At 63.3% G+C, this 14,093-nt stretch carries 13 protein-coding genes and 1 pseudogene; all 14 read left to right on the forward strand.

Translation table 11 applies throughout. From position 1 onward, the window contains the following. The first annotated feature begins 118 nt into the window (after positions 1-118). On the forward strand, positions 119-1,630 hold the full coding sequence (locus SINAR_RS0112690) for a sugar ABC transporter ATP-binding protein (protein WP_027999447.1): 1,512 nt from the start codon (positions 119-121) through the stop codon (positions 1,628-1,630). Next, a pseudogene (locus SINAR_RS01000000133485) lies at positions 1,627-2,608 on the forward strand (ABC transporter permease). Before SINAR_RS0112690 ends, SINAR_RS01000000133485 begins: the two are co-directional and overlap by 4 nt. Further along, complete coding sequence (locus tag SINAR_RS0112700) at positions 2,608-3,612, forward strand: ABC transporter permease (protein WP_027999448.1); 1,005 nt, start codon at positions 2,608-2,610, stop codon at positions 3,610-3,612. Before SINAR_RS01000000133485 ends, SINAR_RS0112700 begins: the two are co-directional and overlap by 1 nt. A 10-nt stretch (positions 3,613-3,622) precedes the next feature. Further along, on the forward strand, positions 3,623-3,937 hold the full coding sequence (gene rhaM, locus SINAR_RS0112705; RefSeq protein WP_027999449.1) for an L-rhamnose mutarotase: 315 nt from the start codon (positions 3,623-3,625) through the stop codon (positions 3,935-3,937). Continuing rightward, positions 3,934-5,325 (forward strand): FGGY-family carbohydrate kinase, encoded by a 1,392-nt coding sequence (locus SINAR_RS0112710; RefSeq protein WP_027999450.1) that lies wholly within the window; start codon positions 3,934-3,936, stop codon positions 5,323-5,325. The genes rhaM and SINAR_RS0112710 overlap by 4 nt, the downstream gene beginning before the upstream one ends. An 810-nt stretch (positions 5,326-6,135) precedes the next feature. Beyond that, complete coding sequence (locus SINAR_RS0112720) at positions 6,136-7,737, forward strand: globin-coupled sensor protein (RefSeq protein ID WP_027999451.1); 1,602 nt, start codon at positions 6,136-6,138, stop codon at positions 7,735-7,737. Between the two features lie 25 nt (positions 7,738-7,762). Continuing rightward, positions 7,763-8,056, forward strand: a complete 294-nt coding sequence (locus tag SINAR_RS0112725) for an STAS domain-containing protein (protein WP_027999452.1) — start codon at positions 7,763-7,765, stop codon at positions 8,054-8,056. 3 nt (positions 8,057-8,059) lie between these two features. Further along, on the forward strand, positions 8,060-8,425 hold the full coding sequence (locus tag SINAR_RS0112730; protein ID WP_003529950.1) for a response regulator: 366 nt from the start codon (positions 8,060-8,062) through the stop codon (positions 8,423-8,425). Positions 8,426-8,445: 20 nt separating this feature from the next. Further along, the gene (locus tag SINAR_RS0112735) at positions 8,446-10,719 is read left to right on the forward strand and encodes a chemotaxis protein CheA (RefSeq protein WP_027999453.1); all 2,274 of its coding nucleotides are present in this window, start codon (positions 8,446-8,448) and stop codon (positions 10,717-10,719) included. Positions 10,720-10,724: 5 nt separating this feature from the next. Then, positions 10,725-11,192, forward strand: coding sequence for a chemotaxis protein CheW (locus tag SINAR_RS0112740; protein WP_027999454.1), 468 nt, complete (start codon positions 10,725-10,727; stop codon positions 11,190-11,192). Further along, positions 11,189-12,097 (forward strand): protein-glutamate O-methyltransferase CheR, encoded by a 909-nt coding sequence (cheR, locus tag SINAR_RS0112745; protein WP_027999455.1) that lies wholly within the window; start codon positions 11,189-11,191, stop codon positions 12,095-12,097. The genes SINAR_RS0112740 and cheR overlap by 4 nt, the downstream gene beginning before the upstream one ends. Further along, positions 12,094-13,143, forward strand: a complete 1,050-nt coding sequence (gene cheB, locus SINAR_RS0112750; RefSeq protein ID WP_027999456.1) for a protein-glutamate O-methylesterase CheB — start codon at positions 12,094-12,096, stop codon at positions 13,141-13,143. Before cheR ends, cheB begins: the two co-directional genes overlap by 4 nt. After that, positions 13,143-13,532 carry a response regulator gene (locus SINAR_RS0112755; protein ID WP_003529938.1) on the forward strand — a complete coding sequence of 130 codons (390 nt, stop codon included), beginning with the start codon at positions 13,143-13,145 and terminating at the stop codon, positions 13,530-13,532. Before cheB ends, SINAR_RS0112755 begins: the two co-directional genes overlap by 1 nt. Next, a complete protein-coding gene (cheD, locus tag SINAR_RS0112760; protein ID WP_027999457.1) occupies positions 13,529-14,080 on the forward strand; it encodes a chemoreceptor glutamine deamidase CheD in 552 nt (183 codons plus the stop codon). The genes SINAR_RS0112755 and cheD overlap by 4 nt, the downstream gene beginning before the upstream one ends. Positions 14,081-14,093: the final 13 nt, after the last annotated feature.

A 14,093-nucleotide genomic window follows, 5' to 3' on the forward strand; every position in this document is an offset into this window, starting at 1 on the left:
AGGGGCAACTCTGTAAGACAGGTGAGGGGCAACCTCCTCCTTGTCAGCTGTCCGATCTTATCGAAACGACCGAATTTTGGTGGACCATTCCTTGTTGCAGGACACAACCACATCCCGGATGAAGCCCGCCATTGCGCTTGAAGGCATATCGAAGTCCTTCCCCGGCGTGCGCGCGCTCTCGGATGTCTCACTCGCACTCTACCCCGGCTCGGTGACGGCGCTGATCGGCGAGAACGGTGCCGGCAAGTCGACTCTCGTCAAGATCCTGACCGGGATCTATCAACCCGATGCGGGCATAATCCGCCTCGGCGACACGGAGACGACGTTTCCGACCGCCCTTGCCGCGTCTCGCGCCGGGGTCACCGCGATCCATCAGGAGACTGTGCTCTTCGACGAACTCTCCGTCGCGGAGAACATCTTTCTCGGCCACGCTCCGCGCAACCGGTTCGGCCTCATCGACTGGAAGAAGCTGAATGCCGACGCTCAGGCCCTGTTGCACCGGGCGGGCGCCGATTTCGATTCGAGAATCCGGCTGCGTGACCTCGGCATCGCCAAGAAGCATCTGGTGGCGATCGCAAGAGCGCTCTCGGTCGATGCGCGGGTCGTCATCATGGACGAGCCGACGGCAGCCTTGTCGCACAAGGAAATTCACGAGCTCTACGAGCTGATCGAACGGCTCAAGGCCGACGGCAAGGCTGTCCTCTTCATCAGTCACAAATTCGATGAGATCTTCCGCATCGCCGACCGCTACACCGTCTTCCGTGACGGCGCGATGATCGGGGAGGGTTTGATCGCCGACGTCAGCCAGGACGATCTCGTCCGCATGATGGTCGGCCGCGCGGTGGGCTCCGTCTATCCGAAGAAGGAGGTGGCCATCGGTCAGCCGGTGCTTACAGTTTCCGGGTACCGGCACCCGACCGAATTCGAGGACATCAACTTCGAACTGAGGCGCGGCGAGATCCTGGGTTTCTACGGCCTCGTCGGTGCGGGACGTTCGGAATTCATGCAGTCGCTGATCGGCATCACCCGGCCGTCCGCCGGTGCGGTGAAGCTCGACGGGGAGGTGCTGGTCATCCGCAGCCCGGCGGAGGCGATCCGCGCCGGCATCGTCTATGTGCCGGAAGAGCGCGGCCGCCAGGGCGCCATCATCGGCATGCCGATCTTCCAGAACGTCACGCTGCCGTCGCTGTCGCAGACCTCGCGCTCGGGTTTCCTGAGGCTTGCCGAGGAATTCGCTCTGGCGCGCGAATATACCTCCCGCCTCGATCTGCGCGCCGCCTCGCTCGACCAGGACGTAGGCACCCTTTCCGGCGGCAATCAGCAGAAGGTGGTGATCGCCAAGTGGCTCGCAACGCGACCCAAGGTCATCATCCTCGACGAGCCGACCAAGGGCATCGACATCGGATCCAAGGCCGCGGTCCATGCCTTCATGAGCGAACTCGCCGCGCAAGGCTTGAGCGTCATCATGGTTTCCTCGGAAATCCCCGAGATCATGGGCATGTCCGATCGCGTCATCGTCATGCGGGAAGGTCGGATCGCCGGAAGATTCGAGCGGTCGGAACTGACCGCCGAGACGCTGGTGCGCGCCGCCGCAGGCATCGAAGCGCAAGCCGACGGGAGGGCCGCATGACCGCCAAGCTCCTCAAGAACCGCGAGATTCTGCTCGTCGTCGCGATTGCCGTGCTGCTCGCTCTGATCGCCCTGCGCTTTCCGGCTTTCGTGGCTCCCTCCAATCTGGCGCGCGTCTATAACGATACCTCGATCCTGGTCATCCTTGCGCTCGGTCAGATGGCGGTCATTCTTACCCGCTGCATCGACCTGTCGATGGCGGCCAATCTCGCGCTCTGCGGCATGGTAGCGGCCATGCTCAACAACGTCCTTCCCGGTCTGCCGATTCCCCTCATCATTCTTGCCGCCATAGCGTTGGGCGGCTTCCTCGGCGCGATCAACGGTATGCTCGTCTGGAAGCTCAACATTCCGCCGATCGTCGTTACGCTCGGGACGCTCACGATCTATCGCGGGCTGATCTTCGTGCTCACCAATGGCAAGTGGATCAATGCGCATGAGATGAGCGGCGCCTTCAAGGCGCTGCCGCGCCTGGATCTCGCCGGTATGCCGGTGCTTTCGTGGCTCTCGCTGCTGATGATTGCGCTGATGTTCCTGGATCATGGGGCGCACGCCGCTCGGACGCGCCTTCTATGCCGTCGGCGGCAATCCTCACGCTGCCGTCTACACCGGCATCGATGTCGGTCGCACGCGCTTCTTCGCCTATTGCCTCTCGGGCGCGCTTGCCGGCCTCTCGGGCTATCTCTGGGTATCGCGCTATGCGGTCGCCTATGTGGACATCGCGGCCGGCTTCGAGCTCGACATCATCGCGGCCTGCGTCATCGGCGGCATCTCGATCGCCGGCGGCATCGGTTCGGTGGCGGGCGCGGTGCTCGGGGCACTCTTCCTCGGTGTGATCAAGAACGCGCTGCCGGTCATCAATATCTCGCCCTTCGCGCAATTGGCGATTTCCGGAACGGTCATCATCATCGCGGTCGCCGTCAACGCCCGCGCCGAGCGGCGCAAGGGCAGGGTCATTCTTAAGAAAGCGGAGGCGGTCTGATGGCGGACGCGCAAATCTCTCCCCGCAACGTTCCCGATCGCCTCCAGGGCCGTGGCGCTCGCTTCCTGAAGAGCTGGGAAGCGCTGCTCGTCGTCGTCGCTGCCGTGATCTTCCTCGGCAATTCGCTGGCGTCACCCTATTTCCTCGACCCGTGGAACCTCTCCGACGCCACGTTCAATTTCACCGAGAAGGCGATGATCGCCTTTGCCATGGCGCTGGTGATCATTTCCGGCGAGATCGACCTGTCGGTGGCTTCCATTATCGCGCTCGCCTCGACTGCCATGGGCTATGCGGTGCAGCTTGGCTTCGATACGCCGGCGCTCGTCGCGACCGGCCTCGGCGTCGGCCTGCTCTGTGGCCTCGTCAACGGGCTCCTGATCACAGGCCTCGGCCTGCCGTCCATCGTGGTGACGATCGGCACCATGAGCCTGTTTCGCGGCCTGTCCTTCATCGTGCTCGGCGACCAGGCCTTTACCGGCTACCCCGCAAGCTTCGCCTGGTTCGGCCAAGGCTATGTCTGGTGGGTTTTCTCCTTCGAATTTGCCCTCTTCGTCGTGCTCGCCGTCGTCTACGCTGTCCTCCTCCACTGGACGAATTTCGGCCGCGCCGTTTATGCGATCGGCAACAACCAGACGGCCGCGCTCTTTTCCGGCGTGCGCGTCGGGCGCGTCAAGTTCACGCTCTTCCTGCTGACCGGCCTGATGGCCGGGCTCGCCGCCATCTGCCTCACCTCGCGGCTCGGCTCTACACGTCCGTCGATCGCGCTCGGCTGGGAGCTCGAGGTCGTGACCATGGTGGTGCTCGGCGGCGTCAGCATCCTCGGCGGCTCCGGCTCGATACCCGGCGTCGTGCTGGCTGCGCTGATCATGGGCATGGTCACCTTCGGCTTCGGCCTCCTGAACGTGCCCGGCATCGTCATGTCGATCTTCATCGGCCTGCTCCTGATTTCGGTCATTGCGCTGCCGATCCTCTGGCAGCGCGCCCGCCGCCGTCCTGTTCCTTGAGATGCAAGCCATGGAAAAATACGCCTTCCGCATGCGGCTCCATCCCGGCAAGGCCGCCGAATACCAGGCACGCCACGATGCGATCTGGCCGGAGCTGGCCACGCTCCTGAAGGAGGCCGGCGTTTCCGATTATTCGATCCACCTCGACGAGGAGAACAATCTGCTCTTCGGCGTGCTCTGGCGGTCGGACGATCACACGATGGCCGATCTGCCGTCGCATCCGGTGATGCGGAAATGGTGGGCCTACATGGCGGACATCATGGAGACGCGCGCCGACAACGAACCCGTCGCCGTCCCGCTCAAGACCGTGTTCCACCTGCCATGACGATGAAGACCGTCGCCGTCATCGATATAGGCAAGACGAATGCCAAGGTCGCCTTGGTCGACCTGGAGCGTTTTGAGGAAATCGCCGTGCGGAAAACCGGCAATGGCGTGGTGGATGACGGACTCTATCCGCATTTCGATACCGAGCGCCTTTGGCGTTTCGTTCTCGACAGTCTGGCCGCGCTTCACCGCGAGCACCCGGTGGATGCGATTTCGGTGACCACGCACGGCGCGACCGCCGTGCTGCTCGACGAAGCGGGCGAACTCGCCTTGCCGGTTCTGGACTATGAGTTCAACGGTCCGGATGCGCTGGCGGAGGAATACGAGAAGGTCCGCCCTCCCTTCACCGAGACCGGTTCGGCGCGCCTGCCGATGGGGCTCAATGTCGGCGCTCAGCTCTTCTGGCAGCAGCGCATGTTTCCGGACCATTTCGCCGGCGTCGCGACGATCCTCACCTATGCTCAATATTGGTCGCACCGGTTGACGGGCGTCAGAACGAACGAGTTGACCTCGCTCGGCTGCCACACCGATCTCTGGAACCCGGCGGCGGCGACCTTCTCTTCGATGGTTGACGAGCAGGGCTGGCGCCACCTCTTTGCGCCGGTGCGAAAGGCGGGTGATGTGCTTGGCCCCTTGCTTCGGCAGGTTGCGGACGAGACGGGCCTGCCGCCGGAAACGCCGGTCCATTGCGGCATTCACGATTCGAACGCCTCGCTGCTGCCGCATCTCATCACGCGTCAGGCGCCGTTCTCCGTCGCCTCGACCGGAACCTGGGTCGTGATGCTTGCCGTGGGCGCCGAGCCGGTGAAGCTCGACGAGCGCCGCGACACGCTGATCAACGTCAACGCGTTCGGCGATCCGGTGCCGTCGGCTCGCTTCATGGGTGGGCGCGCCTTTTCCCTGCTGATCGGCGACGAGCCTCCGCCGGCCTCGCCCGAGGCCGAAACGAATGTCCTGGAAAGAGGTCATATGCTGCTGCCCTCTTTGCCGGGCGGTTCGGGACCGTTTCCGGCTGCGAGCCCGCGTTGGACGACGGACGAGGACAAGCTCGCCCCCGCCGAACGGCTTGCGGTCGTCTCCTTTCATCTCGCACTGATGACGGCGACCTGCCTCGATCTGATCGGAGCAAGAGGTGAAATCCTCGTCGAGGGGCCGTTTGCCTCTAACGATGCCTATTTGAGGATGCTTGTCGCCGCCACCGGCAGGCCGGTGCTTGCCAACAGGCTGAACAGCACGGGAACGAGCCTCGGCGCAGCCTGCCTCGTTGAGGGCGCCCGCGTCAGGACGGGGGCAGAGCCGGTCCAGGCTGAAGCATCGGAGGCCTATGCGACCTATGCCGAGACCTGGCGCCGGCTCACCACGGCGCATGTTCGCAGCGATCTCCGGTAAACCGATTCCCTGGGCTGCTCGCTGCTGCGGTGCGGACGTTCACCAGCAGCTGCCGCTTTCTTGTGTCTGTCCCGGGAATAGGGAAGAAGAGACCACAGGTTCTCCCTACGACTGCCGTGAAGGAAACTCCCGAACGAATCTCAGAAGACGGAAGTTCTGGTCGTCGCCCGGCCATGCTCGAGATTGACGACGATCGATATCGCCGTCATTGCGAGCGTTGCGGTAATGATGGCGCCTATTCCAAGAACAATCATTGTTCACGTCCCGTGGCGCACCGTCCTGATGCCGCCTAGTGCCTGAAGATGCTACTCAACGCGTAATTCGCGCCACTGCCGTTGCATGTTCATGCAGCACTTCGAGTGCTGCAGCGACCCTGCGCATCCGGTCAGACGCACGGCGCTGTATGGGAGATAGTGGAGAGCAAGCAGATCCGCAATTCTGAACTCTCATCATTGAAAACCTGTGGTCGCGTGCAGAGAAAACGTTGCATCAACAGCGGGCCGTAAAGCTCCGGTTGAATGTTAGCGATTCCGGTTAAGAGCCATGAGCCGTTAACTTTCAAGCAAGGAATTAACCATAAACATGGTCCAACACGTCGGAATAGGAAGCCTCGGCTTCTCCTGAAGGCATGATGCCGCACCGCCGTACCGGTTTCGGTCCGGGATCCATTTTCACTGAAATTGCTATGGGACGGACGATGACGGGCGCTTCAGGGTGCGCTGGTCTCATCGAGTGGGCGTGACCGGCCGCCGGCGGCGACCCTCCCAAGCACATTTCGAATGCGGGACGCAGCAGCAGCCGGGGACCAGCGTGAGACAGGAAGCGTCAGAACAGGCGAGAAGGGGCCAGGCGGGCAGTCTGCTGGAACGCCTGCGCTTTGCCGGTCTCGACGAAGACGCCTGCGCGCTGCTGCGCCATCACCGGCAGGCTCTTTCGCCGCGCATCGAACTTGCGCTGCGTGAACTCTCGCACCGCCTGCAGGCGAATCCCGACTCGGCGCGCCACTTCGACAGCGACCGCCAGATCGACCGTCTTCACGATCTTCAATCATCGCACTGGAACGTGCTCACGGATGCCCGTTTCGACGGGCTCTATGCCGAGCGCGTGAAGGTGCTTGCCGATACGGAAGCCCGTATGGGTCTCGACCCGCGCTGGCAGATCGCAAGCCACGCGGTCGTGCTGGAGCATCTAATCCTCGGTGCGATCGAGGATGCCTGGCCGAAATCGATCCTCTCCCTCGGCAAGGCACGAAAGCAGGAACTGCGCGACCTCGTCGCCGCTCTCGTGCGCGCCGCTTTCATCGACACCGAAATCGCGGCCTCCCTGCGTTTCAATGCTCTCCGCCAGACGCATCAGCGGCTGCTTTCTGAACAGCGCCGGGCCGACGAGACGGAGTTGAAGGCACTCTTTTCGGATTTCCTTCGCGCTCTTGGGGAGGGTGACCTCACGGTGCGTCTTCCGGAGGACGCGCCTGATGCCTACCAGCCGATCGTCGCAGGCCTCAACACGGCATTGGGTCAGATCAGGGATGCGCTGCTCACGGCCGACAAACGCGCCGCTGCGGCCGAGGCGATCGTTTCGGATCTGCGCAGCAGTGCTGCCGAATTCTCGGGCAATGTCGGCGCGGAGGCAAAAGCCTTGGATCAGCATCTCGCGAGCCTCGGCAGCGTAACCGAGAGAATTCGCACAGGCTCGATCCGGATCGGCGAGACAGAGGCCAAGGCAAGCGAAACCCGCACCGCAGTGGAGCACAGCGGCGAGATCGCCGGCCAGGCGATCTCGGCCATGGCGGACATCGAGGCTTCTGCCGAGAAGATCGGCCAAATCATCGGCGTGATCGACGAGATCGCTTTTCAGACCAATCTCCTGGCTCTCAACGCAGGAATCGAGGCCGCACGGGCGGGCGAAAGCGGCCGCGGTTTCGCGGTCGTCGCACAGGAGGTGCGGGCGCTTGCGCAGCGCTCTGGCGAAGCGGCACGCGAGATCAAGCAACTGGTAACCGGAACCAAGAGCCAGGTCGTCGCCGGCGTCGAGATCGTCGGCCGGACGCAGCACGCGATCAGCAGCATCGCAGAACAGGTGATCTCCATAAACGAGGCCGTCACCGGCATTGTCCGCGAGGCGGAATGTCAGGTGAGCGAACTTGCCTCCGCAACCTCAGAGATCGGCGGGGTCGCGCAGGCGATGAACCGCAGTGCCGCCCTTGCGGACGCGGCTCTGGCGTCCTCCGACGATCTTCACGGCGTCATTGTGGAACTGGGCGAGACCGTCCGCCGCTTCCATCTCGACCGTCAGCTGCGGTCGGCCGCGAGCTTCACCGCTCCGCCAAGGATCGAGGCGCGGGAAGACGAAACCGCGCGACCGTTCGGCGAAGACGCATCCGAACGGTCCTTCGCCGGATGGCGGCGCTAGTTTAGGGCACTTCAAGCGAGGAAAGATGGCCAGCAGAAACACCGCACGAAAAACGCTGAAGCTCGCTCCTGTTTTGGACCTGAACGAGGCGACGGCACTGCATGAAAGACTCCTGGCACTGAAGGGCGGCGCCCTGGCGATCGATGCATCCGGCGTGGAGCGGATAGGGACATTGTGCGTGCAGGTTCTGATGGCCGCTGCAAGAAGCTGGGAAGAGGATCGTTTGTCTTTCACCTTTGCCGAGGTGTCGGACGCTTTCATTAAAACGACACGGCTCATCGGGACGGACATCGGTCCCCTGATGGCAAAGGAGATTTGAGCAATGAAGAAGAGAGTTCTGACTGTCGACGACTCCCGGACGATCCGGAACATGCTTCTCGTCACCCTCAACAATGCCGGATTCGAAACGATCCAGGCGGAGGATGGCGTCGAGGGCCTCGAGAAGCTCGATACGGCCAACCCCGACGTTATCGTCACGGACATCAACATGCCGCGCCTCGACGGCTTCGGCTTCATCGAGGGTGTGCGAAAGAACGACCGCTACCGTGCGGTGCCGATCCTCGTGCTGACCACCGAGAGCGATGCGGAGAAGAAAAACCGCGCACGGCAGGCGGGCGCCACCGGCTGGATCGTCAAACCGTTCGACCCGACCAAGCTGATCGATGCCATCGAGCGTGTAACGGCCTGAATTCCGGGGGCAGCCATTCAATGGATATGAACGAAATCAAAGAGATCTTCTTCCAGGAATGCGAGGAGCAACTCGCGGAACTGGAATCGGGTCTCCTCAAGCTCAATGACGGAGATCGCGACCCGGAAACGGTGAACGCCGTGTTTCGCGCCGTCCATTCCATCAAGGGTGGCGCCGGTGCTTTCGGGCTCGACGATCTCGTCTCCTTCGCGCATGTGTTCGAGACGACGCTCGATTGCGTTCGATCCAACAGGCTGGAGCCCAATCAGGATGTCTTGAAGGTGATGCTGAGGTCGGCGGACGTGCTCGCCGATCTCACCAATGCCGCCCGCGATGGGGGCAGCGTCGACCAGGGGCGCAGCCGGCAGCTGATCAAGGAACTCGAAGCGCTCGCCAACGGCGAACTGCCTCAAGCCGCCGAACCCGCGCCGAACGCGGCGCCGGCTGCCGTTGCCGCGGCTGCTCCGGTTACCGGCGAGGAAGGGTTCCAGCCGGTCGCCTTCTCCTTCGACGATTTTGAAGCGAGCGAGGAGCCGACGATCGAACCGTCCACCTATGAGATCGTCTTCAAGCCCAAATCCGAGCTTTACGCCAAAGGCAACGACGCCACGCTGCTCCTGCGCGATCTCTCGCGCCTCGGTGAGATGAGCGTCCATTGCGACATGGACGGCCTGCCGCCGCTCGACCGGATGAATCCGGAGGCGGCGTATTTCTCCTGGAAGATCTCGCTCAAGACCGACAAGGGCGAAGAGGCGATCCGTTCCGTCTTCGAATTCGCCGAGTGGGATTGCGAGCTCGACGTCGCGCTGGCAGAGGGCGCGGTGGGAATGGACGAAGAGCTGCCGATGCAGCCCGTTCCCTTCGATCTGTCGATCCTGGAGGAGGAAGCCGGGGCACCTGCCGGGGAAGAGCACCGCACCGCCGGCGAAGCCGAGGCCCGGGATGCGGCCGTCTCTGCGGCACAGTCGGCAAGCAACATCTTGCAAATGGCGCAGTCGGCCGCACGCGTTTCCCCGGAGAATACCCGCAATTCAGCGCCGGCATCTGCGGCGCAGTCAGCCGCCGCCCAGCAGGCCGCTTCCGCCGCGACCCCGACCATTCGTGTCGATCTCGACCGTGTCGACCGCCTGATCAACCTCGTCGGCGAACTGGTCATCAACCAGGCGATGCTGTCGCAAAGCGTGATCGAGAACGATGCCAGCGGCACGTCGTCGATCAATATGGGTCTTGAGGAACTGCAGCAGCTTACGCGCGAAATCCAGGACAGCGTCATGGCGATCCGCGCGCAGCCGGTAAAGCCGGTCTTTCAGCGCATGTCCCGCATCGTCCGCGAAATCGCCGACATGACCGGCAAGTCCGTTCGGCTCATCACCGAGGGTGAGAACACGGAAGTCGACAAGACGGTCATCGACAAGCTCGCCGAGCCGCTCACCCACATGATCCGCAACGCGGTCGATCACGGCCTCGAAACGCCCGAAAAGCGGGTTGCCGCGGGCAAGAACCCGGAAGGCACGGTTCGGCTCACGGCCAAGCACCGCTCCGGCCGCATCGTCATCGAGCTTGCCGACGACGGTGCCGGAATCAATCGCGAGAAGGTGCGTCAGAAGGCGATCGACAACGATCTCATCGCCGCGGACGCAAACCTTTCGGACGAAGAGGTCGACAACCTGATCTTCCACGCGGGTTTCTCCACGGCCGACAAGATTTCCGACATTTCCGGCCGCGGCGTCGGAATGGATGTCGTCAAACGCTCTATCCAGGCGTTGGGCGGCCGCATCAATATCTCGTCGAAGCCGGGCCAGGGCTCGATCTTCACCATGAGCCTGCCGCTGACGCTCGCCGTTCTCGACGGAATGGTGGTGACCGTCGCGAACCAGACGCTCGTCGTGCCGCTGACGGCTATTGTCGAGACGCTGCAGCCGGAGGCCTCTGCGATCCACAGCTTCGGTGCCAGCCAGCGGTTGATCTCGATCCGCGACTCCTTCTGCCCGCTGGTCGACGTGGGCCGCATCCTCAACTTCCGCGGGGCACAGGCCGATCCGGTCGAGGGCGTCGCCCTTCTCGTCGAATCCGAAGGCGGCGGCCAGCGCGCGCTGATGGTCGATGCCATCCAGGGCCAGCGTCAGGTCGTGATCAAGAGCCTCGAGGCGAACTACACGCATGTTCCCGGCATCGCCGCGGCCACCATCCTCGGCGACGGGCGCGTGGCACTCATCCTCGATGTCGATGCCATCGTCGCCGCGTCGCGCGGGCAATCTCTGAAACCTGAAATTTCTCTTGCTGCAACCGGATAGTTCCCATGACCAATGCCGCAAAACATCCGACCAATGGTGGACGGGAGTTGATCGCCTTCCGCGTCGGCGACCAGGAATTCTGCGTCAACATCATGTCGGTGCGCGAAATTCGCGGATGGACGCCGGCGACCCCCATGCCGCATGCGCCGTCCTACGTGCTCGGTGTCATCAATCTGCGCGGCGCCGTGCTGCCGATCATCGATTTCGCCACACGGCTCGGCATGAAGCCGCCCGAGCCGACGGTCCGGCACGTGATCATCGTCGCACAGGTCAAGAGCCGGGTGGTCGGCCTGCTGGTGGACGCCGTTTCCGACATTCTCACCGTTTCCGGCAGCGATATTCAGCCGACGCCGGACGTTGCCTCCGACTTCGAGCGGAGTTTCGCGCGCGGCGTATTGGCGATCGAGGGGCGGATGATCTGCCTCGTCGAGCTCGACTCGGTCTTTCCGATCGAGGAAAGGGAGGCTGCATGAGAACCCAGGCCGCTCACGAACAGAGATTGCCGCCGGACGAATGTCTTGCCAGCGGCGAATATCCGCTGACACGCCGCGATCTCAGCGAGATCGCCGCGATGATCTACGCGGACGCCGGCATCTATCTCAACGAATCCAAGGCGTCGCTCGTCTACTCGCGGCTTTCGAAGCATATCCGCAATCTCGGGCTGAAAGGGTTCCGCGATTATTGTCAGCTCGTCGCTTCGCCGGCGGGTGCGGCGGCGCGGCGCGACATGCTCTCGCATCTGACCACGAATTTCACGCGCTTCTTCCGCGAGAACCATCATTTCGAGCACCTGAAAACGGAGGTTCTGCCCGGCCTCGTCGCTCGGGCGAAGAGCGGCGGTCGCGTTCGCATATGGTCGGCGGCGTGTTCGGATGGACAGGAGCCCTATTCGATTGCGCTCACGGTCCTGTCGCTCCTGCCCAATGCCGCGGAATACGACTTCCGCATCCTGGCGACCGACATCGATCCGAAGATCCTGGCGCTGGCGCGCGCCGGCGCCTATGACGCGACGGCACTCGAGACGGTGGACCCTGCCATGCGCAAGCAGTGGTTCGGCGAGGTCGAAGCGGGCGGCCGCCGCAAGTGGCAGATCGATGATCGCGTCAAGCGGCTGATCACCTTCAACGAGCTCAACCTCATGGCGCAGTGGCCGCTCAAGGGACCTTTCGACGTCATCTTCTGCCGCAACGTAGTGATCTATTTCGATGAGCCGACGCAGATGAAGATCTGGTCGCGCTTCGCAGGCGTCCTCGACGCCGGCGGCCACCTCTATATCGGCCACTCGGAGCGCGTATCGGGAGATGCCAAGGCCCTCTTCGACAATATCGGCATCACGACCTATCGCCACACCGGCAGGTTTCATGGAGGGCGGACATGAGCGCTCCCGCACGTGTTCTCGTCGTCGACGACTCGGCCACCATGCGCGGCCTCATCTCCGCCGTGCTCAATGCCGATCCGGATATCACCGTTGTCGGTCAGGCTGCCGACGCGCTCGAAGCGCGCCAGGCGATCAAGCAGCTCGACCCCGATGTCGTGACTCTCGATATCGAGATGCCTAACATGAACGGCCTCGAATTCCTCGATAAGATCATGCGGCTGCGGCCCATGCCGGTCATCATGGTCTCGACGCTCACCCACCGGGGTGCCGAAGCGACGATCGCCGCGCTCGAGATCGGCGCCTTCGACTGCGTCGGCAAGCCTCAGCCGGGGGACCCGCATCCGTTCGGCGATCTCGCCGACAAGGTCAAGGCGGCTGCGCGTTCGCAGCGGAAATCCATGATCACCAGCAACCGGGCGGCTTCGCCGGCGGTGGCGGCCGTATCCGATTACCGGGCGGGGCGCAAGGTCATCGCTATCGGCGCCTCGACAGGCGGGGTCGAAGCCCTGATCGCGGTCTTGCAGAAGTTCCCGGCGAACTGCCCGCCGACGGTGATCACGCAGCACATGCCGCACACCTTCACGAAGAGCTTCGCCGAACGGCTGAACCGGCTGTGCGCTCCGACCGTCCAGGAGGCGACGGACGGCGCGCGGCTCGAGATCGGCAAGGTCTATCTGGCTCCCGGCGGCGAACGACATCTTGAGGTCGCCAACGCCGCCGCGCCTTGCTGCCGGCTTGCCGACCGATCGCCGGTCAATGGGCATCGCCCCTCGGTCGACGTCCTGTTCGACTCGGTCGCCCAACTGGCGGGCCGGAACGCCATCGGGGTGATCCTCACCGGAATGGGCCGCGACGGCGCTGCCGGCCTCCTGAAGTTGCGGCATGCCGGAGCACGTACCTTCGGTCAGAACGAAAAGACCTGTGTCGTCTACGGCATGCCGCGCGTCGCCTATGAATTGGGCGCGGTCGAAACGCAGCTTCCCCTCGGATCGATCGGGGAGGAGATATTGAAGACCGCGGCAGCCCGCAAAGAAGGAATCGAATAATGTCCCTCGCCGAAAAGATAAAAGTTCTGATCGTCGACGATCAGGTCACCAGCCGCCTGCTGTTGGGCGACGCGCTGCAGCAGCTCGGCTTCAAGCAGATCACCGCGGCCGGCGATGGGGAGCAGGGCATGAAGATCATGGCCCAGAATCCCCACCATCTGGTGATCTCCGATTTCAACATGCCGAAAATGGACGGGCTCGGCCTGCTTCAGGCGGTGCGTGCAAACCCTGCCACGAAGAAGGCGGCCTTCATCATCCTGACCGCACAGGGCGACCGCGCGCTGGTGCAGAAAGCGGCGGCGCTCGGTGCCAACAACGTGCTGGCCAAGCCGTTCACGATCGAAAAGATGAAGGCGGCGATCGAGGCCGTATTCGGGGCTCTGAAATGAACACGGAGGCTGCCGGCAGGCGCATGCATGTCATTCAGGGCGAGTTCAAGGTCGTCAACGATCCGAATATCGTGCTTTCGACCATTCTCGGCTCCTGCGTGGCCGCCTGCATGCGCGACCCGGTGGCCGGCGTCGGCGGCATGAATCATTTCCTGCTGCCGGGTTCGGCGTCCTCGCCGAGTTCGGGCGCCGACGCCACGCGCTACGGCGTACACCTGATGGAGCTTCTCATCAACGGGCTCCTGAAGCAGGGGGCGCGCCGCGACCGGCTGGAGGCGAAGATCTTCGGCGGCGCCAAAACGATCGCGCGCTTCTCCAATGTCGGCGAGCAGAATGCCGCCTTCGCGCGTCAGTTCCTGACGGACGAGGGCATCCGTATCGTTGGCGAAAGCACCGGTGGCGAACACGGGCGCAAGCTCGAATACTGGCCGTCGTCCGGCCGCGCGCGCCAATACGCCTTGACGGGTGTGGAGGCACAGCGGGCACTGCAGATGGACCAGCGCCCCGTCGTTCCGAAGCCGGCGGAAAGCTCTATCGAATTCTTCTGATCATACCGGCCGT

The organism is Sinorhizobium arboris LMG 14919, from assembly GCF_000427465.1.
GTDB classification, from domain to species: Bacteria; Pseudomonadota; Alphaproteobacteria; order Rhizobiales; family Rhizobiaceae; genus Sinorhizobium; species Sinorhizobium arboris.